This is a genomic window from Flavobacterium amylolyticum (assembly GCF_048284335.1).
Classification (GTDB): domain Bacteria; phylum Bacteroidota; class Bacteroidia; order Flavobacteriales; family Flavobacteriaceae; genus Flavobacterium.
Map to the genome: position 1 here is coordinate 665,148 of NZ_JBLVPG010000001.1, position 26,016 is coordinate 691,163.

General features: G+C 33.5%; 22 protein-coding genes. 12 read left to right on the forward strand and 10 right to left on the reverse strand.

The genetic code is table 11. The features are described from left to right. Positions 1–139: 139 nt before the first annotated feature. From ACNQF9_RS02930 to ACNQF9_RS02940, 3 genes are all read right to left on the reverse strand, one after another. Entirely contained in the window at positions 140–1,117 is a 978-nt protein-coding gene (locus tag ACNQF9_RS02930) for a ribonucleotide-diphosphate reductase subunit beta (protein WP_417989599.1), read from the reverse strand. A gap of 263 nt (positions 1,118–1,380) precedes the next feature. Further along, a complete protein-coding gene (locus tag ACNQF9_RS02935) occupies positions 1,381–1,947 on the reverse strand; it encodes a DUF3109 family protein (RefSeq protein ID WP_417989600.1) in 567 nt (188 codons plus the stop codon). Between the two features lie 392 nt (positions 1,948–2,339). After that, on the reverse strand, positions 2,340–3,374 hold the full coding sequence (locus ACNQF9_RS02940; protein WP_417989601.1) for an InlB B-repeat-containing protein: 1,035 nt from the start codon (positions 3,372–3,374) through the stop codon (positions 2,340–2,342). Positions 3,375–3,520: 146 nt separating this feature from the next. On the opposite strand from ACNQF9_RS02940, the gene ACNQF9_RS02945 reads away from it, so the two are divergent. The 3 genes from ACNQF9_RS02945 to ACNQF9_RS02955 all read left to right on the forward strand — a co-directional run bounded on the left by ACNQF9_RS02945 (position 3,521) and on the right by ACNQF9_RS02955 (position 5,813). Beyond that, positions 3,521–4,099 (forward strand): MarC family protein, encoded by a 579-nt coding sequence (locus tag ACNQF9_RS02945; protein ID WP_417989602.1) that lies wholly within the window; start codon positions 3,521–3,523, stop codon positions 4,097–4,099. Between the two features lie 127 nt (positions 4,100–4,226). Next, entirely contained in the window at positions 4,227–4,427 is a 201-nt protein-coding gene (locus ACNQF9_RS02950; RefSeq protein WP_417958756.1) for a hypothetical protein, read from the forward strand. Between the two features lie 636 nt (positions 4,428–5,063). Beyond that, entirely contained in the window at positions 5,064–5,813 is a 750-nt protein-coding gene (locus ACNQF9_RS02955; RefSeq protein WP_417989603.1) for a lysophospholipid acyltransferase family protein, read from the forward strand. A 29-nt stretch (positions 5,814–5,842) separates the two neighbouring features. On the opposite strand, the gene ACNQF9_RS02960 is transcribed toward ACNQF9_RS02955, so the two are convergent. Genes ACNQF9_RS02960 through ACNQF9_RS02970 form a run of 3 tightly spaced genes read right to left on the reverse strand, consistent with a single transcriptional unit; the run spans position 5,843 to position 8,441 of the window. Beyond that, complete coding sequence (locus tag ACNQF9_RS02960; protein ID WP_417989604.1) at positions 5,843–7,414, reverse strand: S41 family peptidase; 1,572 nt, start codon at positions 7,412–7,414, stop codon at positions 5,843–5,845. Further along, entirely contained in the window at positions 7,415–7,846 is a 432-nt protein-coding gene (locus tag ACNQF9_RS02965) for a deoxycytidylate deaminase (protein WP_417958759.1), read from the reverse strand. It abuts the gene before it with no gap. Position 7,847: 1 nt separating this feature from the next. After that, complete coding sequence (locus tag ACNQF9_RS02970; protein ID WP_417989605.1) at positions 7,848–8,441, reverse strand: HupE/UreJ family protein; 594 nt, start codon at positions 8,439–8,441, stop codon at positions 7,848–7,850. A 178-nt stretch (positions 8,442–8,619) separates the two neighbouring features. On the opposite strand from ACNQF9_RS02970, the gene ACNQF9_RS02975 reads away from it, so the two are divergent. Continuing rightward, on the forward strand, positions 8,620–9,051 hold the full coding sequence (locus tag ACNQF9_RS02975; protein ID WP_417958761.1) for a TerB family tellurite resistance protein: 432 nt from the start codon (positions 8,620–8,622) through the stop codon (positions 9,049–9,051). 58 nt (positions 9,052–9,109) lie between these two features. Here the strand turns inward: ACNQF9_RS02975 and fbp are convergent, their stop codons facing one another. Further along, positions 9,110–10,129 (reverse strand): class 1 fructose-bisphosphatase, encoded by a 1,020-nt coding sequence (fbp, locus tag ACNQF9_RS02980; RefSeq protein WP_417958762.1) that lies wholly within the window; start codon positions 10,127–10,129, stop codon positions 9,110–9,112. Between the two features lie 252 nt (positions 10,130–10,381). On the opposite strand from fbp, the gene ACNQF9_RS02985 reads away from it, so the two are divergent. From ACNQF9_RS02985 to ACNQF9_RS03000, 4 genes are all read left to right on the forward strand, one after another. After that, entirely contained in the window at positions 10,382–10,861 is a 480-nt protein-coding gene (locus ACNQF9_RS02985) for a GNAT family N-acetyltransferase (protein ID WP_417958763.1), read from the forward strand. A 30-nt stretch (positions 10,862–10,891) separates the two neighbouring features. Further along, positions 10,892–12,148 (forward strand): aspartate kinase, encoded by a 1,257-nt coding sequence (locus tag ACNQF9_RS02990; protein WP_417989606.1) that lies wholly within the window; start codon positions 10,892–10,894, stop codon positions 12,146–12,148. A 190-nt stretch (positions 12,149–12,338) separates the two neighbouring features. Next, complete coding sequence (locus tag ACNQF9_RS02995) at positions 12,339–15,770, forward strand: hypothetical protein (RefSeq protein ID WP_417989607.1); 3,432 nt, start codon at positions 12,339–12,341, stop codon at positions 15,768–15,770. Positions 15,771–15,865: 95 nt separating this feature from the next. Next, a complete protein-coding gene (locus tag ACNQF9_RS03000) occupies positions 15,866–16,948 on the forward strand; it encodes a glycosyltransferase (protein WP_417958766.1) in 1,083 nt (360 codons plus the stop codon). Positions 16,949–17,004: 56 nt separating this feature from the next. Here ACNQF9_RS03000 and ACNQF9_RS03005 read toward each other — a convergent pair whose 3' ends face one another. Then, a complete protein-coding gene (locus ACNQF9_RS03005) occupies positions 17,005–18,066 on the reverse strand; it encodes a sensor histidine kinase (protein WP_417958767.1) in 1,062 nt (353 codons plus the stop codon). Continuing rightward, positions 18,067–18,750, reverse strand: a complete 684-nt coding sequence (locus ACNQF9_RS03010) for a response regulator transcription factor (protein WP_417958768.1) — start codon at positions 18,748–18,750, stop codon at positions 18,067–18,069. A 176-nt stretch (positions 18,751–18,926) separates the two neighbouring features. On the opposite strand from ACNQF9_RS03010, the gene ACNQF9_RS03015 reads away from it, so the two are divergent. The 4 genes from ACNQF9_RS03015 to ACNQF9_RS03030 all read left to right on the forward strand — a co-directional run bounded on the left by ACNQF9_RS03015 (position 18,927) and on the right by ACNQF9_RS03030 (position 24,644). Further along, on the forward strand, positions 18,927–21,707 hold the full coding sequence (locus tag ACNQF9_RS03015; RefSeq protein ID WP_417989608.1) for a TonB-dependent receptor: 2,781 nt from the start codon (positions 18,927–18,929) through the stop codon (positions 21,705–21,707). 179 nt (positions 21,708–21,886) lie between these two features. Then, positions 21,887–23,074, forward strand: a complete 1,188-nt coding sequence (locus ACNQF9_RS03020; RefSeq protein WP_417958770.1) for a hypothetical protein — start codon at positions 21,887–21,889, stop codon at positions 23,072–23,074. Between the two features lie 103 nt (positions 23,075–23,177). Continuing rightward, positions 23,178–23,516, forward strand: coding sequence for a T9SS type A sorting domain-containing protein (locus ACNQF9_RS03025; protein WP_417989609.1), 339 nt, complete (start codon positions 23,178–23,180; stop codon positions 23,514–23,516). 147 nt (positions 23,517–23,663) lie between these two features. After that, positions 23,664–24,644 (forward strand): LuxE/PaaK family acyltransferase, encoded by a 981-nt coding sequence (locus ACNQF9_RS03030; RefSeq protein ID WP_417989610.1) that lies wholly within the window; start codon positions 23,664–23,666, stop codon positions 24,642–24,644. A gap of 37 nt (positions 24,645–24,681) precedes the next feature. On the opposite strand, the gene tyrS is transcribed toward ACNQF9_RS03030, so the two are convergent. Beyond that, positions 24,682–25,980 (reverse strand): tyrosine--tRNA ligase, encoded by a 1,299-nt coding sequence (gene tyrS / locus ACNQF9_RS03035; protein WP_417989611.1) that lies wholly within the window; start codon positions 25,978–25,980, stop codon positions 24,682–24,684. Positions 25,981–26,016: the final 36 nt, after the last annotated feature.

Genomic DNA, 26,016 nt, shown 5'->3' on the forward strand with positions numbered 1-26,016 from the left:
TAGCTATCCATTGCAATCTTTCTAGTCCTGAACTTGTTTCAGGATCCTGAAACAAGTTCAGGACTAGAAAGGATTTTCATTACTATCTGGGCTATTAGAACAGAAGCACGAAGAAATCTAAGGATTCAGGACTCAAATTTTAAAAATCGGCGTCAAAGGATATTTTTTGAGCATCCCCATCCGTATTCATCACACCCGCTTTTTGATATTCAGCCACTTTCTTTTCAAAAAAATTGGTTTTCCCTTGAAGCGAAATCATATCCATAAAGTCAAAAGGATTCGAAGTATTATACTCTCTTTCGCAACCTAATTCGACCAACAATCTATCAGCAACAAATTCTAAATACTGTGTCATTAACACCGCATTCATACCTATCAAACTCACAGGAAGCGATTCAGTAATAAACTCTCTCTCTATATTTAAAGCATCAACAATAATACTTCTAATTCTTTCTTTTGGCACTTTATTCACCAAGTGGTGGTTGTGCAAATGCACGGCAAAATCACAATGAACCCCTTCATCACGAGAAATCAATTCGTTAGAAAATGTCAATCCTGGCATTAATCCACGTTTTTTTAACCAATAAATAGAACAAAATGCGCCCGAAAAGAAAATTCCTTCCACGGCTGCAAAAGCGATTAAACGCTCCGCAAATGAATCGGATTCAATCCATTGCAAAGCCCAGTCCGCTTTTTTCTTAATCGCCGGAAAAACTTCTAAAGCATTGAACAATTCATCTTTCTCTGCTTCATCTTTCACATAGGTATCAATCAATAACGAATAGGTTTCGCTATGAATGTTTTCCATCATGATTTGAAAACCATAGAAGAATTTTGCTTCAGCATATTGTACTTCATTAACAAAATTTTCAGCTAAATTTTCATTTACAATTCCATCCGAGGCTGCAAAAAAAGCAAGAATGTGCTTGATGAAATATTTCTCATCACTATTCAGTTTATTATTCCAGTCATGTAAATCCTGTGACAAATCGATTTCTTCAGCAGTCCAGAAACTGGCTTCCATACTTTTATAAAATTCCCAAATATCATGGTGTTTGATAGGAAAAATCACGAAACGATTCTTGTTTTCTTGTAAAATTGGTTCAACTTGCGTCATTGGGTGGGTATATTTTTTTGAGATTTTAACGAAATTTTGTGCTTTTTGAGAGATACAAAGATTGTGAAATATTGCCGAAGTTAAAAGCCAAACTTATTCACAATCCCCTCTAGTTTTTAACAAATAGAAAATATAGTGTGCTTTTTATAAAAATATCAAAAACATTAAAAATCAATGCTTTGAAAATTAAAAACGAATTAAAAACACCGTAAAATATAGGCATTTTATAATATAAAACTAATGAATATTTAATTTTATGTAAATTATTTTTTCATGTCTTGGGCAACTTTTTCAAGCTCTGCATACCAGTCTTCGCCAAACCTTCTAACCAAGGCCTCTTTTACAAACTTGTAAACCGGAACTTCAAGTTCTTGACCTAAAGAACAAGCCGGATCACAAATATCCCATTTGTCATAATTGACAGCCGCAAACTCGGTAAAATCTTTTATCCGAACTGGATACAAATGACAAGAAACCGGTTTTTTCCAGTCAATTATTCCTTGATTGTATGCTTGTTCAATTCCACATAAGGCTGTTTTACCATCAAAAATAACATACGCGCAATCTTTATTGTCAATTAGCGGTGTTTCAAGATCACCATCGGTTCCTGTTACCCACGTTCCTTGAGCTTCAATAGCAGCAATTCCCTGCTTTCGTAAAAAAGGCTTGACTTTTGGGTAAATAGATTCAAGAATTAAAGTTTCCTCAAGACTCAATGGTGCGCCAGCGTCGCCGTCTACGCAGCAAGCGCCTTTACATGCAGTCAAATTGCAAACAAAATCTTTTTCGAGTAAGTCTTCTGAGACGATGGTTTTACCTAGTTGAAACATTATTTTGGGATACTGAGATTATAAAGTACAAAGGTACTTAAACTAAGACAGAACCTGTCTGTTAAATGTTGAATTTTATGTAAGTCGAAACAAATCTAGTATCCAGTTTTTTTGTTCGACATAACCAATAATAGCAGAGTATGAATCAAAAAAAAACCTGTTTTATTAGCATCTCCACTCCTATTCATTTATTAAATTCTTTTTCGCATTAGAAATGACTCCATAAATTCGAAGCTATCACAACGAAAAAGCTATTTCAATTATTCCGTCGGCTTTTCCTCCGTTTTTAGAAGCCAGAGGACGGCTTTAAAATCTGAAAATTACACGAGTGACAATCTCAAAAACAATGACTTTCAATTTATCTCAAACAACACTATTTTAAAGATTATAGATCAATATGTAATCTTTAAAATAGTGTTTATGTATTTAAAGTCTCCATTCCCATTTGACAAATCCACATATATATTATTGTTTTTGTCTATAGTCATACCTCTTATACTCCCCATGTTACCTTCTAATTTAAAAGATACTATTGCACCAGTTGGTGTAATTTTACTGATTTCTTCAAATGTACTTGTCGTATATAAATTGCCTTTACTATCACATATTAATGAATTCGAGCCAAAACGATCCGAAGAAGAAAAGGAACTATTTCTTCCTTCGAGATCTATTTTATTTATGTACAAGTAATTTCCAATATAATAATTTCCAAAAGAATCAATAGTAAAGTCTCCAATTCCAGCATAACTAGCAAACTCCGAAATATTACCATTTGCGTCAATTTTTTTTAACTTCGCATAATTACCATCACTTACAAATAAAACTCCAGTCTTTTTATCAAAAACCAAGTCTGCAACAAAAAAATTAACTTTTTTAAAAACGGTAACATTCCCGTTCACATCAATTTTATTAATGGTTGTTTGAAAATTTTCTGGTAATAAAGCAAACAAATCCCCATTTGAATCAAAAGCCATAGAAGAATAAGACCCCGTAACAAAAGCAGAAACAGCTCCAGAAGTACTTATTTTATAGATGCCATCATTTGCGGATAAAAACAAATTACCAGCGTTGTCAAATATCATATCCTGTACAAAAGAAGTAATTGCACTAGTATTTGCCGAATAAGAAGCTACACTTACATTTAGAGCAGTTGGCGTCCATTTTCCATATAAAGTAAAGTCGCTATTTATTGGGTTTTCACTTCTAAATTTTAGCTGAAATTTAGTATCATAATACCATCCCGCAAAAGCAAACCCTTTATTTACGGGCGTTATTTCTTTAATAACCGAACCTGAAGTAACTGTAATGGCAGAAATATCACTCCCTCCATTTGAATTAAAACTCACCGTGTATTGTGTTTCATCTGGCTTTGAACAGCTAACTAGAAAAAACAAGGAGATTACAATTAATGAAATTCTTTTTTTCATTTTTATTTTTTTTTAAAAATAAGCATTTTAAATACGTATTTTAAATATTTCAAAAAAAATGTAAAAAACTATGTTTAGAAGAATTTAGATCTCTTAAACCTAAAAATGAATTCCCATAAATTCTTATCTTTACAAGCAAAAAAATTATGTTTGAAATCGATTTTAGGGAAATAATTACGGTTGGAATGGTGCTTTTTGCAGTAATTGATATTGTGGGATCGATCCCGATAATTGTTGATTTAAGAACTAAACATGGACATATTGAATCTGAAAAAGCTTCTATTGTTGCTGGTATCATTATGATTGTTTTTCTTTTTGCAGGTGAAGAACTTTTAAAATTAATTGGTATTGATGTGAATTCTTTTGCCGTGGCAGGCTCCTTCGTTTTATTCTTTCTAGCGCTGGAAATGATTTTGGGAATTCGGATTTATCGTGACGAGGAAGCAAGTTCCGCCTCTATTGTTCCCTTGGCGTTTCCTTTGATCGCCGGAGCAGGAACCATGACAACTTTACTTTCTTTACGGTCTCAGTTTTACACCATAAACATAGTTATTGCGATTGTATTAAATATTATTCTGGTATACATTGTCTTAAAATCATCCTCTAAAATCGAAAAAATGCTAGGTGAGAACGGACTTGGAGTAATTAGAAAGACTTTTGGGGTTGTACTGCTTGCTATTGCTGTTAAATTATTCGCTGCGAATGTTAAAGGTTTGTTTGTCTAAAATAAATTTTCATAAATTTACCCCTAATTTAATGTCATAAAAACAATTAGATTCTTTGGGGTTACCACTTTAATATAAAAAACACCTCAACTATCTGCTACTCTCAAAACAAAAACAATAACGAATTATGAAAATTTTCACTAACATATTGGTATTTTTAGCAATCGCTTTAATCCTCTTTAATGTTACTTTGCTAGATTTTAGAAATCCATTCCAAGGAGAAAGTGTCGTTGCTTTTATTGGAATTGCAGCTTCCTTTTGTGCTGTAATGATTCTTTTAATCTTTAAAATTTCAAAAAGAATTGAAGAAAAAACCAACGAAAAGTAGTTGTTGTCTTTGAAAAATTTATTTTAAGCAATGGCAATGCAGGAATATCATGTTCCATTATTTTGTATTCGTCTAAAAATATATTTTTAAGTGATGAAAATTTGCTTTTTAACAGTATAAACAGCCTAACTCCATTTAGCAGTACTCAACAATGCTTACGCGATTTCTCCAAAAACAATACGCTCTTTTTTATAAAAGAAATACATCAAACAACTTTTAGAAAGTTATCCTCAAATTCCAGATTAAAAAATTCTGAAAACTGAAGGGCACCATGTGCAATTCTCAGCTATCACAAACAAGAATTCCTATCGCATAAATAATCTTCATAAGCAATAGATAAATTGATACCGTATTCTGAACCAAGTCAAAAAACCCTTCCTAAGAAACAAACCACTCAATTGAAAAATAGTACCACAAAGTTATATAAGGAATATATGTGACCGGAACTTTAGCTGGCTGGAGAGGCCATCTCATTATTGCTGCCGGAAAATATCCCTGCGGTTGTAACAAAACTTATTAAATCGTGGACTAACGGTATGCTAACTCGTCCAGACAACAGTTAAAGGTAAAGAGAATTTCATTCTTAAAAATTTCTAAAAAAATAGTGTTAGGTTTACATTTTCAATACACTTTTTTATGTTATCATTTTTATTGGGCTTAACAAGACTCATCGTTTTTATTGTATTTATTTCCTTTTTCTCGGTTCTTTTCTATTTAATGAGTTTCTTTTGTAGCGAGGAAGCGAATACTAAAAGGGCACTTGGACTGCGTGATTTTTTAATACGAGTATCTAATTCCATTTTAGGCATTCGCACCATAATTTACGGAGAAAAACCTAACATACAAGGACTTATCGTAGCCAATCATCGTTCTTATTTTGACCCAATCGTTATCGTAAATGAAATACATGCTTTTCCTGTAGGAAAGAAAGAAGTCGCCTCATGGCCTGTTATTGGGTATATCTGTAAAATATCTGGTGTTGTATTTGTCAATAGAGCGTGCTCAAAAAGCAGACAAGAAACTGCCGAAAATATTAGAGAAGTTCTTGCTAAGGGATATTCCATCATTAATTTTCCGGAAGGCACAACAGCTGTTTTGCCTACGACTGTTGATTTTAATTACGGTTCCTTTGTGATGGCCACTAAGATTAAATCTGCGGTTATTCCTATTGCCATTGATTATAAAGAAAAAACGGATGCTTTTGTGGGAGACGATACTTTTATTCCGCATTTTATTAAATGCTTCGGAAAATGGACTACCGAAATTAAAATAACTTTCTTCCCACCTATTTATTCTGAAGATGCAACCTATTTATTAACTACGTCTAAGAAAATGATAGACGAAGAACTGATTCGGTATAGAAAAGAGTGGGACAATGAAAATTAGGTGCTTTAAACGAATGTCTTCCTGCACTGTTACTTCTTATTAATAGCCTTAATCATCGCATCTTCTTTCAATACAATCTCATAGTAATAGCTTTCTCCATACAATTGTCTGGCAAATTCAGCCGCCAAATATCGTTTTACCAATGATTTGCTTCTTCCAAAATTTAAATCCAAACCATTCTCGAAAATAAATTTTTGAAACAAATTAAAATACAAATCAGTTTGATTCATTTTAATTTTGAATTGATCAAAAGACAATCCTTTAAAAGTGCTTCTGTTTTTATCTAATTGTTCGAAAACAAAATTACCCACGATTCCCGATTGCAATAAATAAGCGGTACTTTCATTCCCATGCTCTACTTCAAGCGGCACAAAAACATCAGGAACAATTCCGCCGCCACCGTATACAACTTTACCCTTTTTAGTCCTGAATTTTATAGTATCCGAAACTTTTATACTGTCTTTTTCATACAATTCTCCATTTCCAAAACGTGCTTCTGATTCTTTAAAATACGCTTCGTTTCCTTTTGAATAGGGCTTTTGAATCGAGCGACCTGTTGGCGTGTAATACCTCGCTATTGTCAATCGAACGGCTGATCCGTCTGCAAAACCCATTTCTCGTTGTACCAATCCTTTTCCAAAAGAACGACGTCCTACAATAGTTCCCCGATCATTATCCTGAATGGCGCCCGCAAGGATTTCGCTGGCAGAAGCGCTATTTTCATTAATTAATACAAATACATTTCCGTTTTCAAAACTGCCTTTCTGGGTTGCAAATGTTTTGTCTGTGTTCCCATTTTTATTTTTGGTAAAAACAATCAACTGCTTATCCATCAAAAATTCATCGGCAATAGCAATAGCCTCTTCCATATAGCCTCCGCCATTATCCCGAACATCAATTACCAGCGATTTGGCACCTTGTTGCTTGAGTTTAGTTAAACCCTCCATAAACTCCCTGTAGGTAGTTTCGGCAAATCTATTTATTTTTATATAACCTGTGGTACCACTCAGAAGCAAAGCGACATCAACACTTTTTAAAGGAATGACATCCCGTATTATTTGTATTTTTAATTTTTTCCTTTCCGATTTTCTGTAAATGATAAGCTCAATATTAGAACCCACCGCTCCTTTTAATTTAGAATACAAACTGTCATTTGGTAATTTTCGTCCAAATAATTTAGTTTTATCAGCATACAAAATGCGATCCCCTGCCTTTATCCCTGCTTTTGCCGAAGGGCCGTCAGCAACTGGTTTTATTACCGCAACAGAATCCTTGTACATGTAAAAATTCACACCAATTCCAACAAAATTTCCTTTCATACTTTCAATAACTTCAAGCTGTTCGCTTGGTGGTATGTAAACAGAATGTGGGTCTAATTTTGCCAAAATATTATCAACGGTAAGATTTACAATAGAATCGGTATTGACATTATCTACGTATTCATTATCAATAAAATCAATCAGTTTATTGAGTTTACTTTTCGAATTATTTTTGACTAAATAATCCGCGGTATTGGGAAAATTCAACATTCCACCCAAGACAACACCCAAAGCAAGTGTTGAGAAAATAAGAATGGGCAAATATTTAGTATTAACGTTCATTTATTCTTCTAAAATTGAAATATGCTCCACTTCTATTCCGGCTTTTATCAAGAACTGAATTCCTGAATCATCCCGGTATCCATTATGATACACCACTCTTTTTATTCCGGATTGATGAATCAATTTACTGCACTCTTTACAAGGTGAAAGCGTAATATACAATGTTGCTCCCTCACAGGATTGTGTGGATCGAGCTACTTTTAGAATCGCATTTGCTTCAGCGTGTAAAACATCCCAACGCGTTAATCCTTCTTCATCTTCACAACAATTTTCAAAACCAGATGGTGTTCCGTTATATCCGTCAGAGATTATCATTCTATCTCGCACAATAATTGCACCAACTTGTTTGCGTTTGCAATACGACAGTAAACTCCATTCTTTTGCAATTCTAAGGTACGCTTTATCGTATTTATTTAATTTTTTTTCGCTCATTTTATCTAATCCAAATTTCACTTTCAACTATCAATGGTATTACAACTCCTATTATAAATGCTGACATTACTAAAGTCCAATCTCGTTTTGAGAATCTAAAAACCGTCTGAACAATATAGGACAAAATTAAAACCACAAAAACCACTACAATCTGTGCCGCTTCTATCCCTAATGCAAATTCTGACAGCGGCAATACTTTAGAGGTTGCATCACCACCAAGAATCGATTTAAAATAGTTTGAAAAACCCAATCCATGGATTATTCCAAAAAAAAGGGTGATAAAAAAAACCACATTTATACTTTCTTTCTTGTTTGATTTTCCCGCTGTAAAAATATTAAACAACGCTGTTATTAAAATCGTTATTGGAATTAACAATTCAATCACATTTACTTTTACTGCAATTATTCCATAAACGGAAAGCAACAAAGCCATCGTGTGCCCTATGGTAAAAAGTGTCACCAAAAGTACTATTCGCTTCCAATCCTTAAAAGAGAAAGGAATCGCTAATGCTATTAAAAATAAAACATGGTCGTACGCATGAATATCTAAAACGTGTTTTAATCCTATTTGAAAGTAAATCCAAAATTCTGACATCAGTACTGTATTAAGTTGTTATTGGGGTTGTAAACTTACGATTAATTTTGAAAATGATTGATTTGATTCTTTAATAAATGCAATTCAACAGTGTTCTAATGGCCCGAAAAAATATAAAAAAATTAAAATCATTAATTTAAAAATAGATTTATCTTTGTAAGATAAAAAACCAATAATTATGTCATTTTCAGATTTATTTGATAGCGAATTCAAACAAAGAAATAAAGGTCATTTTTCAGCAATTGTTCGTGTAGCACTTGCTGACGATAAGTTTGCTCCAGAAGAAAAACTATTTTTAGACAAACTGGCTGTTCGATTAGAAATTTCTAGTGCAGAGTACGAAGAGATTTTAGAAAACCCATTAAAGTATCCTATAAACCCTCCTTATTTACATGAACAAAGACTAGAACGTTTGTTTGATTTAGCAAGAATGGTTCATGTTGATCATCAATTAGGGGACACACAAGAATTATTATTACGGAAAATTGGGGTTGCACTTGGCTTTAATGCTGAAAATGTAGATTACATCATACACAAAGCACTTAAATTAGTAGATAGAAAAGTAGATTTAGATACTTTCCTTTTCGAAATGCAAAACATGAACAAGTAATTATAAAGTATAAAAAAAGCTCTCAGACTTCTGAGAGCTTTTTTATTAAATTTGAATTTTAGTATTTGCTTAATTTAGCGTTATGCATAAATTCTTCTGCTTTTTCCACCATGTTGTAGCTTCCACAAAAGAACGGCACCCGTTCATGCAATTCGGCTGGTTCAATTTCCATGATTCTATTAAATCCGTCAGAAGCTTTTCCTCCGGCTTGTTCTGCAATAAAAGCTAATGGATTGCATTCATACAATAATCGCAATTTCCCTTTTGGTGCTTTTGAACTCGTAGGATATAAATAAATTCCCCCTTTAATCATATTTCTATGGATATCAGAAACCAGACTACCTATGTATCTTGAAGTATAAGGCCTATCTCCTTCTTCTAATTGACAATATTTTATATAATCCTTAACTCCTTGAGGAAAGTGAACATAATTGCCTTCATTGATAGAATAAATATGACCGTCAGTTGGAAATTTCATTTTTGGGTGCGATAAATAAAAAGTACCAATGGCTGGATTCAACGTAAATCCGTTCACTCCGTGCCCAGTTGTATAAACCAGCATCGTCGAGGTTCCGTAAATCACATATCCTGCCGCAACCTGATTGATTCCTGGCTGCAAAAAATCCTCGATTGTAACAGGAGTACCTATGGGAGTGATTCTTCTGTAAACCGAAAATATTGTTCCTACCGAAACATTCACATCAATATTTGAGGAACCGTCAAGCGGATCCATTAGCACGACGTACTTATTATTATGGCTGTTGTCGCTTCCTTCTACGGTGATGAAATCATCATTTTCTTCAGAGGCAATACCACAAACTATTTCGCGATTGATCAATGTTTGTATAAAAACTTCATTTGCATAAACATCGAGTTTTTGCTGATCTTCTCCTTGAATGTTTTGTTCTCCAGCAGCCCCAACAATATCCACTAATCCTGCCTTGTTTACTTTATAATTGACCACTTTAGCAGCGAGTCGGATAGAGTTAATGATACGGGATAATTCGCCTGACGAATATTGAAAAGCGTTTTGATTTTCAATGATAAATTCTCCTAGTGTTTTGTTGCGTTCTTCCATTACGAAATCGATGTAGTTATTTTGAAGTCACAAATATCGTTTTTTTTGTGAAAATGATTTGAATAAAATTTACTTAGTTTATCAGTATTGTATATTTGCTGATTAAAGCTCTGAATTACTACGTAAAAATGCTGTTTTATCGTATTTTAGAATCATTAAAATAAAAATTTATGAAATGAGCATTCCAGAAGGTTGATAGAAACCCTGAAAAATATGCTAATTTCCTAATCAAACAAAAAAATAAAACTACATATGAATATTAGAAGAGGTAATGCCAATGATATGAAAGCTGTTCTAGGACTTATCCAAGAATTAGCCCTGTTTGAAAAAGAACCAGATGCGGTCCTTGTCACTGTAGATGATTTAATTCGAGATGGTTTTGGCGCTACTCCCCTATTTTATGTTTTTGTAGCTGAAGTGGAAGAGGAGATTGTAGGCATTGCATTGTATTATTACCGCTTTTCAACTTGGAAAGGAAAAACAATCCATTTGGAAGATTTAGTGGTAAAAGACAAAATGCGTGGAACCGGATTGGGATATGCTTTATATTCAGAAATTATAAAACAAGGCAAAAAAGATCAGGTGCGAAGAGTAGAATGGAATGTATTGGACTGGAATACTCCAGCAATTGAATTTTATGAAAAATCTGGCGCTAAAGTGCTTCGAGACTGGTATGTTGTGCAAATGGATGAAATAGGAATCAACCATTTTGTGGAGAATAAATTAAAATAACGGATTAAAGAATGATTTTTGTTTAAAACTATGAGAGTATTCAAATTTGGAGGAGCTTCTGTAAAAGATGCCGCAGGAATTAAAAACGTGTATGACGTTTTGCAAAAAGTGGGCTATGAAGATGTATTGTTAGTAGTTTCTGCTATGGGGAAAACGACAAATGCACTGGAAGTAGTCATAAAAAACTATTTCGATAAATCAGCGGAATTAAATTCATCTGTACAGGAAGTAAAAAAATACCACAATCAAATTTTAATGGATTTGTTTGAGGATGAAAAAAACGAAGTTTTTACAGCCGTAAACACTCAATTTACAGATTTAGAATATTTCTTGACACATAATAAATCCCCTAATTATAATTTTGTTTACGACCAGATAGTAAGTTATGGTGAATTAATTTCGACAACTATTCTCAGTCATTTTATGAATTTCATGGGAATAAAAACACAATGGCTAGATGTTCGCAACTTTATAAAAACAGATGCTAATTACAGAGATGCCGAAGTTGACTGGGAATTGACACAGAAAAACATTGCCAAAAACGTAAAACGCAAAACATTAAATATTACGCAAGGTTTTTTAGGTTCTGATGAAAATAATTTTACCACCACTTTGGGCCGAGAAGGATCTGATTATACTGCTGCTATTTTTGCCTATTGCCTGAATGCCGAAAGTGTAACCATCTGGAAAGATGTACCCGGAGTAATGAATGCCGACCCGAGATATTTTGAAAACGCAAGTTTATTAAATCAGATTTCGTATCGCGAAGCCATTGAATTAGCTTTTTACGGAGCAACGGTTATCCACCCAAAAACATTGCAACCTTTACAAAAAAAGGAAATTCCTCTCTATGTAAAATCATTTATAAATCCATTATTGAAAGGAACAAGTGTCTCTAAAGGTGTTGATTTAGAACCATATTTACCCTGTTTTATCGTCAAAAGAAACCAGCTTTTGATTTCGCTTTCTTCAATAGATTTCTCTTTTATTATGGAAGAAAACATCAGTGAAATTTTTGCGTTATTTCATCAATTCAAAATAAAAGTAAACTTAATTCAGAATTCAGCGATTAGTTTTTCGGTGTGTGTAGAGGATAAATTTAACCATTTCAAAGCGTTGAACGCTATTTTGTCTAAAAAATTCAAAGTTGAATTTGACGAAAATGTGACTTTGTATACCATTCGACATTTCAATGATACCGCTACTCAAACTGTAGAAGAAAACAAAGTCGTTTTATTGAAGCAAGTCAGTCGTGAAACCATGCAAGTGATCACTAAAGAAGTGTAAGCGCTGTTTATAACACCCTAAAATGGGAATCAATACAATTTGATTCCCATTTTTTATAGTTTTAAAAGACAAAATCTAGAGCTCTAAACTAGAATATCGTAATTTCCTTTTTAACGGATTTTCTGATTGATGGATTTGGTAATTATCAAATTATAAATACTACTTTTGACACTTTCGAGTTATAGTATTTATGTTGAAACCATTCCTTTTTTGGATTCTAATAAGCAGCTTTTCTGGGCTCCACGCACAGGAAATTAATTCGTTATACAAAACCAAAAAAATCCTTCCTTCCCGGGATACTATTTATATTGAAAAAGAAAGTATTAACCCCAGTTTTTTCAAATTGCTGGATACCAATGGCAAACTCATTGACACCACTTTATTTAAAATAAATTTCGAGAAAGGAACTTTAATTTTAAAGGAAAACAGCACTTCAAATGCTGATTCGCTTACGATACAGTATTTGAAATTTCCGGAGATGCTGACCAAAGAATACCGCATTTATGATCCAAGTCGAGTAGTTAGTAATGAGGCTGGATCTGAAAAATTATACACAATTGAAGATAAAAATTTAAAGAAAAACATTCCTTTTGACGGATTGAATACTTCGGGTAGTATTACTCGGGGTGTGACTATCGGAAACAATCAAAATGCCGTTTTGAACTCCAATTTAGACTTGCAAATCACAGGGAAAATTTCTGAAAAAGTGAGCTTAAGGGCCTCCATTCAGGACAGCAATATTCCGTTACAAGATGGAGGGTATTCCCAAAAACTAGATCAGTTTGACAATATTTTCATGGAATTATTCAGCAACGATTGGAACATTCGAGCAGGTGATATTTTTCTGGAAAACAATAAAACTCAGTTTTTGACTTTTAACAAAAAAGTACAAGGATTAGCCACTTCCTTCAACTTTGGTACAGACCAAAACAAAACGAATGTGTTTGCCTCAGCAGCATTAGTTCGAGGACAATATGCAAAAACTGATATTGCAGGACAAGAAGGCAATCAGGGTCCTTATAAATTAAAGGGCCAAAATGGAGAACTGTACGTTCTTGTTATTTCAGGTTCAGAACGAGTTTATGTAAATGGTATTTTACTGAAACGGGGTGAAAATAACGACTACACTATTGATTACAATGCTGGTGAAATTATTTTCACTCCTCTTTTTACGATTACTTCCGAAATGCGTATTGCCATAGAATACCAATATTCAGATCGAAATTACACCCGCTTTGTAACCTATGCTGGTGCAACACATGAAAATAATAAGTGGCGTTTTGGTGGGTATTTATATTCAGAAAACGACTTGAAAAACCAGCCCCTTCAACAAAATTTATCTCAAGAGCAAGCCCAAATATTAATCAGTTCAGGAGATAATCCAGATTTAATGGTTGCTCCATCAGCTTACCTTGATACCTACTCTGAGAACAAAGTCCTGTATCGAAAAACATTTTTAAATTCCGTTGAAATTTATGAATATTCTAATGACGCGCAACAAGAATTATTCAATGTAAGATTTACTTTAGTAGGAAACAATAATGGAAATTATATTTTAAAAAATTCGGCGACTCTCACTCGAGTATATGAATACATAGCCGCTATAAATGGAACTTCTCAGGGTAATTACGAACCCATAATACAACTTGTTGCACCTACGAAAGTACAAGTGGCTACTTTTTTGGGGAAATACAGTCCTTCTGAGAAAACAGCTGTCGATTTTGAAATTGGCATCAGTAATAACGATAGCAATTTATTTTCACCCATTGATGATGCCAATAATAAAGGTCTGGCTGGAAAAATCAACGCAAAGCAACGGCTTTTTTCAAAAAAATGGCAAATGGATGCTTTCACAAATTATCAATTTATTCAGGAAAATTTCAGATCAGTGGAGCGGCTTTACAATATTGAATTTGATAGGGACTGGAATTTAGGAACTGCTGGTATTGGAAACCAAAGTCTATTGGTTTCTGGGCTACAACTGGATTTAAATCCAAAATCCAACACTAGAAATAAAGGGCTATTATTGTATCAATTTGAAAAACTGGATTTCTCAGAGAATTTTTCGGGAAACCGACATGTTTTAAATGGTTTATTTCGAATAAAAAATTGGACCTTTCAAAATCAAGGGAGTTATCTAAAAAGCAGCAGTACTTTTCTATGGTCAAATTTTTTAAGAAACCACTCTCAAATACGGTATCATTTTAATAAAAACTGGATTGGTTCCAGCTTAAGATTAGAAGACAACCGAGAGAAAAATAAAACGACAAATCAGTTTTCGGCTTTGAGCCAAAAATTCACGGAATTTGGGTTTTTTACCGGACGCGGGGACAGCACCAACGTTTTTATAGAATTGGGATATCTTCGACGAACCAACGACAGTTTGCAAAATGGTATGATCCAACGGGTAAATTCCTCTCAAACGTTCACCGTTAAATCTAAATTGATTCAGAACAATAAAAGTGATTTATCCGTTTATGCTAACTACCGTATATTGGATTTTGTGAATACTACCCGAAAAAGGGAGTCTACCTTAAATTCCAGAATAGTTTACACGGATCGTTTTTTTAATCAATTGATTCAAAGCTCCACAGTTTATGAAACCAATTCCGGTAGCATTCCACAGCAGGAGTTCACCTATCTGGAAGTTTCCATTGGGCAAGGTGTTTATACTTGGAATGACTACAATAGCAATGGCATTCAGGAATTACAGGAGTTTGAAGTAGCTCCATTTATCGATCAGGCAAAATTCATCAGAGTATTTTTGCCAAATCGGATTTACATCAAAACACATCAGAATAAGTTTTCGCAATCTGTGACATTAAACCCCAATCAATGGCAAAATGAAAAAGGATTAAAGAAAATACTCTCGTACTTCTATAATCAAACTGCTTTTATAATAGACCGAAAAAACAGGAGTGATGATAATAATTTTGAATTGAATCCGTTTAGTGGCTCCAATGAGAATGTATTAGGATTAAATTCCAGTTTAAGGAATAGTTTGTTTTATAATCGAGGGAAACAAAATCATTCCACAACCTATTCTTACTTAGAAAATAAAACAAAAAACCTATTGTCAATAGGTTCTCAAGAAGCTACCAACAATTCACATCAAGTACAGTATAACCATTTGTTCCAAAAAAATTGGTTGTTTGGATTTTTCGCGAAAACAATCCAAACGGCTATTCAATCCGAGAATTTTCCAGAAAAGAATTACGCCATCAACGGTTATCAAGTGGCGCCAAAAATCAGTTATCTTTTTTCCAAGAACACCAGTTGGGACCTCTTTTATGAACTGCAAAACAAAGAAAATCAAATTGGAATTTCAGAAATGCTACAACAAAACCGCCTTGGAACAGCTTTTTCTTATGCAAATATTAAAAAATTCACTATGAACGGAGAGCTTTCTTTTTATCAAAATAAATTTATAGGAAATGAATTTTCTTCGGTTGGATTTCAGATGTTGGAGGGATTGCAAACAGGTCAAAACTTAACCTGGAGATTACTTTTGCAAAAAAACATCACGCAGTTTTTAGACATAAACTTAAATTATCAAGGTAGAAAAAGCGAATCGACCTCTGCTATTCATACTGGAAACATACAAGTGAGAGCTTACTTTTAACTACATAATTTAATAGTTTGGTAATACCCTCGCAATATGAGAAACGGGTACATTGCCTAACTTTAATGTTAAAATAACGAACTTAATTACCGCGCATGGATTTTAAATCGACCCAAAAGACAATATTAATTACACCTTTAAATTGGGGCTTAGGTCACGCTACACGATGCATTCCCATAATTAAGGCTTTAGTAGAAAATAATTTCACTCCCATAATTGCATCTGATGGTATTGCTTTGACCTTACTACAAAAAGAATTTCCTAATGTACAAACGTTAGAACTTCCCTCTTACCAAATAGAATATGCTAAGAAAGGAAAAAATTTCAAATGGAAATTATTAAAAAACGGTGCGAAAACAATTAAAGCAATTTGGCAAGAAAAGAAAATAGTTGAAAACTGGGTTGAAAAATATGCTATTGACGGCATTATTTCAGACAATAGATTGGGCGTTATTAGCAAGAAGGTCCCCTCCGTTTTCATGACACACCAATTGAATGTGATGACAGGAAACACCACCTGGTTGACCAGTAAAGTACACCAGCATATTATAAAAAAATATGCCGAATGCTGGGTTCCAGATCTTGCGGGTTCAATAAATTTAACAGGGAAATTGGGGCACACAGATGATCCAAACATAAACATTAAATACCTTGGCCCATTGAGCCGTCTGGAAAAAAAATTAGTCCCAAAAAAATATGATCTGCTAATTATTCTTTCCGGACCTGAACCGCAACGTGGGATCTTAGAGAATCATTTAAAAAACGAAATAACTCAATTCAAAGGGAGTGTGATTTTTATAGAAGGCAATATAGAATGTGAGCAAAAAACTACAGTGAAAGAAAATGTAACCTATTATAACTTCATGAACTCAACTGAGCTAGAACAAGCTTTTAACGAAAGTGAAATGGTACTTTGTCGTTCTGGCTACACTACAATCATGGATTTAGCACAATTGAGAAAAAAAGCTTTTTTCATACCGACTCCAGGTCAATATGAACAAGAATATTTAGCTAAAAAATTGAAAAAAGAAGGTCTGGTCCCTTATGCAAACCAAAATGATTTTAAAATGGAGAATATTCAAGAAATTCAGGATTATAAAGGTCTTCCTCGATTAGACTTTAAAATTGACTGGAGTGATTTGTTCCGAGTTTTTGAAAAAAAACAGCATTTTGTTTAAAAAAATAAAAAAACCGATTCGAATGAATCGGTTTTTTTATAATACCATTTTTACTATTAGATAATTTTCTGTATCGGCTTTACTTTTTCAAGGGTAAAAGAAAATTCGGAACCAACACCAAATGTACTGTCTACATAAATTTTCTCGTCATGTGCTTCAATAATGTGTTTCACTATAGATAATCCCAAGCCAGAACCACCTTCTGTTCTCGCGCCACTTTTATCCACTCTATAAAAACGCTCAAAAAGTCTTGGGATATTCTTTTTCTCGATTCCTTCTCCATTATCAGTTACTCTAACAATGACTTTTTCATCGGTCAAATCCTCTATACTTACCTCAGTTGATCCCTTAAATTTACCATATTTAATTGAATTTACAATCAAGTTCATCACAACTTGTTGGATTTTTTCCTGATCTCCAACTACCCTAATGGGCTTGTAATATTTCATATCAAACATTAACAAGATATCTTTCTTAGAGGCCTTCATTTCTAGTAAATCAAACACATTTTGAACGAGTTTAACAATGTCAAATTCAGCTATCTCTAAATTCAAATCCCCTATTTCGAGTTTAGTAATCATATCTAAATCCTGCACAATGTATATGAGTCTTTCTACTCCTTTTTCAGCTCGCTCCAGATATTTTTTTCGTATTATTTTATCGTTCATAGCTCCATCAATAAGCGTTGATAAATATCCCTGAACCATAAAAAGCGGTGTTTTGAGTTCGTGAGAAACATTCCCTAGAAATTCTCTTCTATACTCTTCACGCACTTTTAAGGTTTCTATCTCAAGTTTTTTGTCTGTTGCAAACTTCTTAACTTCACGAGTAAGGGTTGCCATATCAGTTGTTATGGGCTGGTTTCTAAAGGTACTGGATTCCAACAAAGAAACATCGTCGTATATTTTTTTTACTTTTTTGTAAATAAAACGCTCCACACGATATTGTATTACAATAAATGAAAAAGATGCGATTGAAATAGCAAAAATCAAGCAAAATTGATAGGAAAAAGAGAAAAACAAATAGGTCAGATAACCAACTAATCCTGTAGAAAAAAGAGTAATATAAAGTGCTGATTTAACAGCAAACCGATATGTTTTTTTAAAATTTATTGTCATTTATACCTCAAACTTATACCCTACACCCTTTATTGTTTTGAATAATTCTTCTCCTATTTTTTCTCGTAATTTTCGGATATGAACATCGATGGTTCTTCCGCCTACTACTACTTCATTACCCCAAACCTTATCTAGAATTTCATCACGTTTAAATACTTTCCCTGGTTTTGAAGCGAGCAGATAGAATAATTCAAATTCTTTTCTTGGTAATGCAATCTCAATATTATCTTTTACTATTTTATATTCTTCTCTATTTATTTCGATTCCGCCTACATTAAGAGTTTCACTATTTTGCTCTTTCTCTTTCAATCGACGCAACAAGGCTTTTACTTTGCTGACTAATAATTTAGGTTTAATTGGTTTAGTAATGTAATCATCAGCTCCTGCATCAAAACCCGCAACTTGAGAGTAGTCTTCGCTTCTGGCAGTCAAGAATGTTATCAACACATTACTGAGTTCCGGAATTTTACGAATACTCTCACAAGCCTCCATCCCATCCATTTCTGGCATCATAACATCCATTATAATAAGGTCTGGAATTTCTTTTTTAGCTTTGGCTATAGCCTCTTTCCCGTTGGCCGCTGTAAAGATTTGATATCCTTCCTGAGAGAGGTTGTATCCTACAATTTCTAAGATATCCGGTTCGTCGTCTACTAATAGAATCTTCGTGTGTTTTTTCTTCATAAAGCGCCAAAATTGTTTTTGAATTGTAAATGTAATAATAAAAGAGCCATCGAAAAGGCCTTAACAGTAATTTAATATTGAGCCTATTATACAGTCCAAAACAAAACACAAACGTAACAAGTCAGTAACTTACATTTTACATTTCAAGCGTTACTTTGCAAAAAAATTTAAACCAAATGAAATTCAAATTATTGTTTTTAACGTTATTTATAACTGCTATTTCTTTTTCACAGAATAAAGGAACAATAGCTGGAATCTTGACAGACAAAAATGCTAACAATCAATCATTGCCATTTGCAAATGTTCTTATTAAAGGAACAACTAATGGAACCAATACAGATATTGATGGAAAATACTCCATTACAGCAGCACCTGGAAATTATACCATCCAATTTAGTTTCGTAGGATATGAATCTGTTGAAGTTTCCGTAACGGTAGTAGCGAATCAAACAGTAACCTTAAATCAAGCACTAGGTTCTGCAGGATATAAGTTAGAAGACGTAGTAGTAAGAGCTACTGTAAGCAGAGAAAAAGAAACAGCCTTACTACTTGACCAAAAAAATGCGGTTGTAATTAAACAAAGTATCGGCGCACAGGAAATGGCCCGTAAAGGAGTTAGTGATGTAGAAGAAGGTTTGACAAAAATTACCGGAATTACTAAAGTAGACGGAAGAGGATTGTTCATTAGAGGGCTTGAAGACCGTTATAATAATTTATTGATAAATGATTTACAATCTCCTTCAAATAGTCCTTTCAAAAAAATTATCCCTTTAGACTTATTTCCTACAGATGTAGTAGGCGTTTTGAATATCTATAAAACTTTCAATCCTAATATCTCTGGAGATTTCGCCGGTGCGACAATTAACATTGAAACTCCTCAACCTAAAAACATCACGAAATTAAATATTGGTTTTGGTTACACTACTAATAATAATCTTAAAGATTTTTTACTTTCAAGTGATGCAAATTCAACTAAGGGAACTTTAGGAATGATAGGCAATGATCGGACACTTCCTAGCGTGTTTGGAAATACACCAGGGGGAAAAAGCCTTACTCCAACTGAATATGAAAATGGATTCGGGAAAAAATCATGGGATGTTGATAACACACAAAGTCCATTGAATTCTAGCATTGGGTTTTTACATGCTCAAAAATTCACTCTTAAAAATGAAAAAAACATAAGTTACATTATGTCTTTTAATTTTGATAATAAATACTCTTTTAGAGAAGGTGTTGATCGCACTTTTAATCTCGGACAAGGAAATTACGACAACAATTTATACAATACACAGTACAGTTACCAGACTACTCTTTCTGGGTTAGCCGGAATGAAATACAAAACAAATCGTTTGAATCTAAACTTTAATACATTTTTAATCAAAGCGACTGAAAGTAAAATCCAAGATCAGTTAGGATACACAAATAGTTTAGCTAATCAAACGAATAACCTTATTCGAATGAACCAGTATGAAGAATCTAATTATTGGAACACTCAATTGTACGGAGATTACAAATTAAGCGAAGACGGAAAACACAGTATTAAAGCGGGAGGTTCTTATGTAAAGACTTCTTTTCAACAACCCGACAGAAAATTTATTACTGGTATTAAAGTCAACGATAATGACATCAACATGTCTTATGGTGGAAACAATTTGAACCGTCAATTTCTTGATGTAAAAGGAAACTTTTATTACTCTTCACTTTTAGAATATAATTTAAAATTTGGAGAAAATGAAAAACCTAATGTATTATCTATCGGATACAATAGTTCCCTTAATGATATGCAATCTACATATCGTTTCTTTTCAGGAAGAAGAAATATAGAGAAAAACTACACTGCTAACTTGAGTACCATTAGTGAAAATATAAATGATGATATTAATAATGGAATACTGTATGTGCAAGAAGAATCAAATGGAGATTATAAGGTAAAATTGAATCAATTCATCAATGCAGGGTATTTCAATTTATTTATGAAATTTGGTGAAAAATGGGATTTAAACGCAGGAATTAGAGGAGAAAGTTCCGTACGTGAAATAAAATACAGAGAACAAGGAGATCCTTTTGGGAATGCTTTTCGCAAAAAAACAGCTGACAGACTTGACATCTTACCGTCTGTTAATGCAAAAAGAATTTTAAATGAGAACAGTAACTTAAGACTTTCATTAGCAAAAACAATCACACGGCCAGTTGCAATGGAATTGTTACCAATAAATTACATTAATGCAGATGGAACATCAGAAAGCGGAAATCCAGATTTAAAGGATAGTGAAAACTATAATGCTGATTTCAAATATGAATTATTCCCAAATAATAAAGAACTGTTCGCTGTAGGAGTTTTTGGAAAAGTAATAAACAATCCAATCGAGAGAGTTTTCAAACCAACTGCCAACAGTGGCGGACAAATTACTACATTCAAAAACTCAGAACAAGCAGTTATTTTTGGAGCGGAGATTGAAATGCTTTTTCAATTAAGCCGAATTAACGAATCCCTTTCTAACTTCTCATTGGGCTTTAATACGTCATTGATGAGTACTGATGTAAAAGTAGATCCTACAAAACAAGGAAACGAATTGGAAAACAGTACAAACCGAAAATTGCAAGGTGCATCAAGTTGGTTAATCAATTCCGATTTAAAATATGATTTTGTTTTAAGAAAAGATTGGAAAAATTCAATGACCTTAGTCTATAATGTATACGGAGATAGAATTTTTGCAGTAGGTTCATCAGGAATTGATCACATTTATGAAAAATCATTTAGCAAATTAGATTTCATCTGGACGAACTCCATTTCTAAAAATATTGAACTTAAATTTGGAATAGATAATATTTTAAATCCAAGTTACCGAAAAGAACTAGGAAGCAAAAGCTCACTAAAAATCACAGAAGATTCTTTAGTACTAAAAGAATTTAAAAAAGGAGTCGGGTTTTCTGTTAACATAGGATATACATTTTAAATAATAATAAAAAAGAGCTATATAGCTCTTTTTTTATTTACATAAGTAACGTAAAATTTACATGAAATTGATTGTTATATAATACTTTAATAACAATTCCATAATCAATACACAAGGTACTCTCTGTACTTTTGACAACAATAAATAACACAAAAACTATAATTCTAAAATCATTAAAAATGAAAAAATTAGTATTCAGCCTAGCCTTATTAAGTTTAGTTTTTACAAGCTGTACTTCAAGTGACGACGATGTAACTACTACCCCTCCAACAGCTACAGGTGATATTACAGGTGATATTACAGCATCCAAAATATACACTAAAGGTACTTACGCATTAAGTGGTACAGTTAGAGTAAAAAGTGGCGCTACACTAACTTTTGAAGCAGGTTCAGTAGTAACTGCCGATGCATCAAATGGAACTGACGCTTTATTAATTGAAAACGGTGGAAAATTAAATATTTCAGGTACAGCTGCTGAACCAGTAGTATTTACAGAAAAATCTAAAACCGCAGGTTCTTGGGGTGGTATAATAATGTTTGGTGATGCTCCTATTGTTTCAGGAAAAACAGCTGACGGAACGCCTATCACTACTGCAACATCTGAGGATGGTACTAACATTGTTTATGGAGGCACAAATCCAACTCACAATGGTGGTTCATTGAAATACGTTAGAGTAGAATACGCAGGTAAAAAAATCCTTGACGGAAATTCTGAAATGAATGGTTTCTCATTTTATTCAGTGGGATCTGGAACAGTTTTAGAAAATTTAGTTTCTTACAAAGGAGCTGATGATGGATTTGAATTTTACGGAGGAACAGTAAGTGCTAAAAACCTAATTTCTTACGGAAACACAGATGATTCATTTGACTGGCAAGATGGATGGCAAGGCCAAGCAAATACCAACTGGTATGCGTATCAAACTGGAGCTGGAAATTTTGGAATGGAAATCGAATCAAAAAGTGTAAATAATGCATTTTTTCCTAAAGTATCAAATATTACTTTAAGAAGAGCTGCAGGAACAGTTACAGAGGCAGGAAATCCTCTTGAAGTAGATGCAATCCAATTTAAAAAAGAAGGAAATGGAGAATATTCTAATGTAGTAATTTCTGGATATACATCTACAAATGCAACTTCAGTAAGAATTCAAGATGCTGCGACAAACACCAATCAAGTTCTTACAGGTAAAATAAAAATGTTAAATGTTAAAATTGCAGACAATACTTCTTTATGGGGGGCTGGCGCAGCAACTTTCACAGTAACATTTTTACCGGCAAACTATACAACAAGTGCATCAGCATCCGGAGCTGTATTGACTCCTGGTGCTTGGGCTATTGTTGATGGCGTTAATTTACTAGGAAATTTGTAATAAACTCTAATATTTCATATTAAACATCCTGAGCAATCAGGATGTTTTTTTTTGGTATGCTTTTTGAAATATATTTTGTATATTTACTATACAAACTAATCTGATGGCAAAAAACTACTTTTATATTATTACAGTATTGGTTATTTTATTTTCTCTAAGCCTTAGTGCTCAGGAATCGAAGCAACAACCAAGAACACAAGAAACCGCCACAATTGAAGGTTTAAGCTTGTACCCGAACCCCGTGTATAATGGGAAAGTCTACATTTCTACAAAAAATGACTTAGATAAAGAAATAATTATCTTTGATGTTTTAGGAAAGAAAGTACTTCAAACAATGTTAAGCTCAAAAGAACTTAATGTTTCTAATTTATCTTCTGGTGTTTACATCATAAAAATCAATGAAAAGGAAGCATCGGCTACGCGGAAATTAATCATACGATGATATTCTAAAGATACAACACATAAGCTTCAATTTTAATTGGGGCTTTTTTTATGTCTTTAACTTACTAAATCAATACCTACATTAAAGCATATACAATCCTGCTATTGGTTTGCCTATAAAATTTTGTTTACTTTTGCAAAAAAAATCTTGATCACATCTTTAGATATATTTGCTCTTTCCAGTCAAAAACAGTTTGAGAAAATTGCCTTAAAAGTGTTTCGTTTCCAGTATGAAAAGAACTTAGTCTATCAAGAATTTTGTAATTTATTAAAAACAGATCCTCATAAGGTAAAATCTTTACAGCAGATTCCATTTTTACCGATTCAGTTCTTTAAGAGTCATCAAGTGATTTCCAATAGCAATCCCATTCAAGAAATTTTCACCAGCAGTGGCACAACCGGAATGATTACCAGCAAACACATCGTCACTGATGTTTCCTTGTATGAAGAGAGCTACCGCAAAGGATTTTCCCAATTTTATGGCAACATTGAAGATTATGTTGTTTTGGCTTTGCTTCCTTCCTATCTGGAAAGAGAAGGTTCTTCCTTAATTTATATGGTCAAGGACTTAATTGAACTTTCCAATCATCCCGAAAGTGGATTTTACCTGCACAACCATGACGAACTGATTGCCAAGCTTATCACTTTAGACCAAGCGGGACAAAATGTGATTCTTATTGGAGTAACATTTGCCTTATTAGACTTAATTGAAAAACATCAGTTTCAATTGTTGCATACTATCATTATGGAAACGGGAGGTATGAAAGGCAAACGTAAAGAAATGATTCGAGAAGAATTGCACGAACAGTTGTGTAAAGGATTTGGCGTCTCAGCCATACATTCTGAATATGGAATGACCGAATTGCTTTCACAAGCCTATTCTTTAGGAAACGGCGTATTTGAATGCCCTTCTTGGATACAAATCCTGGTTCGTGACACTGAAGATGCTTTGACCTATATTCAAGACGGAAAAACAGGCGGAATCAACGTGATTGATTTGGCTAATATCAATTCTTGTTCGTTCATTGCCACGCAAGATTTGGGCAAAAAAAATCCCAACAACTCTTTCGAGGTATTGGGACGTTTTGATAATTCTGATATTCGAGGTTGCAACTTGATGGTTTTGTAAACGTTGATATGGTAATTTGTTTATTTGGTCAACCAAATTAAACCACTCTCACCACAAAATAATTTTTCTTTCCACTTTGCAACAATACAAACTGATTGTTGATTAAATCTTTTGTGGAAAGCACAAAATCTTCTGCCACTTTTTCTTTATTTACTGAAATAGAATTCGCTGTCAAAGCGCGTCTAGCTTCGCCATTCGATTTTAGAAATCCTGTTTTTTCGTTTAGAACGTCAACAATATTGATTCCCGATTCAATTTCATTTCTACTAATTTCCGTTTGAGGAACACCATCAAAAACATCCAAGAAAGTCGCTTCGTCCAATTGTTTCAAATCATCTGAAGTAGAATTGCCGAACAAAATATTCGATGCTTTTATCGCATTTTCTAAATCTTCGGCTGAATGAACAAAAACTGTAAGCTCTTCAGCCAATCTTCTTTGCAACACTCTTAAATGTGGAGCCGTTTTATGTTCTTCAATTAATGCAGCTATTGTTGCAGCATCTAAGAAAGTAAAAATCTTAATGTATTTTTCTGCATCAACATCGGTCGTATTCAACCAAAACTGGTAAAATTTATAAACCGAAGTTTTATCTGCGGTTAACCAAACATTTCCGCCTTCGGATTTTCCAAATTTAGAACCATCAGCTTTTGTTATCAAAGGACAAGTCATTGCGTATGCTTTAGCCTCTTCACCTACATTCATACGACGGACTAATTCAGTTCCTGTTGTAATATTTCCCCATTGGTCAGAACCTCCCATTTGCAACAAACAATTGTATTCTTTGTGCAGATGGTAAAAATCATACCCTTGAATCAATTGGTACGTAAACTCCGTAAAGGACATTCCTTCGCCTTCACCGGACAATCTTTTCTTTACAGAATCTTTGGCCATCATGTAGTTTACTGTGATTCGTTTACCCACGTCACGAGCGAAATTAATGAATGATAAATTCTTCATCCAATCATAATTATTTACCAGAACTGGCGCATTTATTTCATTCGAATCAAAATCTAAAAAACGAGATAAAACACTTTTTATTCCCTCTACATTATGATTCAAAGTCGCTTCATCCAAGAGATTTCTCTCATCTGATTTCCCAGATGGATCACCAATCATTCCTGTAGCTCCACCAACCAATGCAATAGGTTTATGTCCGAAATTTTTCAAGTGAACCAAAAGAATTATAGGCACTAAGCTTCCAATATGTAAGGAATCGGATGTTGGGTCAAATCCTATGTAAGCCGTTGTCATTTCTTTTAGAAGTTGCTCTTCGGTTCCAGGCATGATGTCGTGAACTAAGCCGCGCCATTGTAATTCGGAAATAATATTTTTCATTTTATAAAAATCAATTTTCACAAAGATAGCTTTAAT

Excerpts from the sequence above, each read along its gene's own strand:
- ACNQF9_RS02930 (WP_417989599.1), bottom strand. The coding sequence starts at position 1,117 with ATGACGCAAGTTGAACCAATTTTACAAGAAAACAAGAATCGTTTCGTG.
- ACNQF9_RS02935 (WP_417989600.1), bottom strand. The coding sequence starts at position 1,947 with ATGTTTCAACTAGGTAAAACCATCGTCTCAGAAGACTTACTCGAAAAA.
- ACNQF9_RS02940 (WP_417989601.1), bottom strand. The coding sequence starts at position 3,374 with ATGAAAAAAAGAATTTCATTAATTGTAATCTCCTTGTTTTTTCTAGTT.
- ACNQF9_RS02945 (WP_417989602.1), top strand. The coding sequence starts at position 3,521 with ATGTTTGAAATCGATTTTAGGGAAATAATTACGGTTGGAATGGTGCTT.
- ACNQF9_RS02950 (WP_417958756.1), top strand. The coding sequence starts at position 4,227 with ATGAAAATTTTCACTAACATATTGGTATTTTTAGCAATCGCTTTAATC.
- ACNQF9_RS02955 (WP_417989603.1), top strand. The coding sequence starts at position 5,064 with ATGTTATCATTTTTATTGGGCTTAACAAGACTCATCGTTTTTATTGTA.
- ACNQF9_RS02960 (WP_417989604.1), bottom strand. The coding sequence starts at position 7,414 with ATGAACGTTAATACTAAATATTTGCCCATTCTTATTTTCTCAACACTT.
- ACNQF9_RS02965 (WP_417958759.1), bottom strand. The coding sequence starts at position 7,846 with ATGAGCGAAAAAAAATTAAATAAATACGATAAAGCGTACCTTAGAATT.
- ACNQF9_RS02970 (WP_417989605.1), bottom strand. The coding sequence starts at position 8,441 with ATGTCAGAATTTTGGATTTACTTTCAAATAGGATTAAAACACGTTTTA.
- ACNQF9_RS02975 (WP_417958761.1), top strand. The coding sequence starts at position 8,620 with ATGTCATTTTCAGATTTATTTGATAGCGAATTCAAACAAAGAAATAAA.
- fbp (WP_417958762.1), bottom strand. The coding sequence starts at position 10,129 with ATGGAAGAACGCAACAAAACACTAGGAGAATTTATCATTGAAAATCAA.
- ACNQF9_RS02985 (WP_417958763.1), top strand. The coding sequence starts at position 10,382 with ATGAATATTAGAAGAGGTAATGCCAATGATATGAAAGCTGTTCTAGGA.
- ACNQF9_RS02990 (WP_417989606.1), top strand. The coding sequence starts at position 10,892 with ATGAGAGTATTCAAATTTGGAGGAGCTTCTGTAAAAGATGCCGCAGGA.
- ACNQF9_RS02995 (WP_417989607.1), top strand. The coding sequence starts at position 12,339 with ATGTTGAAACCATTCCTTTTTTGGATTCTAATAAGCAGCTTTTCTGGG.
- ACNQF9_RS03000 (WP_417958766.1), top strand. The coding sequence starts at position 15,866 with ATGGATTTTAAATCGACCCAAAAGACAATATTAATTACACCTTTAAAT.
- ACNQF9_RS03005 (WP_417958767.1), bottom strand. The coding sequence starts at position 18,066 with ATGACAATAAATTTTAAAAAAACATATCGGTTTGCTGTTAAATCAGCA.
- ACNQF9_RS03010 (WP_417958768.1), bottom strand. The coding sequence starts at position 18,750 with ATGAAGAAAAAACACACGAAGATTCTATTAGTAGACGACGAACCGGAT.
- ACNQF9_RS03015 (WP_417989608.1), top strand. The coding sequence starts at position 18,927 with ATGAAATTCAAATTATTGTTTTTAACGTTATTTATAACTGCTATTTCT.
- ACNQF9_RS03020 (WP_417958770.1), top strand. The coding sequence starts at position 21,887 with ATGAAAAAATTAGTATTCAGCCTAGCCTTATTAAGTTTAGTTTTTACA.
- ACNQF9_RS03025 (WP_417989609.1), top strand. The coding sequence starts at position 23,178 with ATGGCAAAAAACTACTTTTATATTATTACAGTATTGGTTATTTTATTT.
- tyrS (WP_417989611.1), bottom strand. The coding sequence starts at position 25,980 with ATGAAAAATATTATTTCCGAATTACAATGGCGCGGCTTAGTTCACGAC.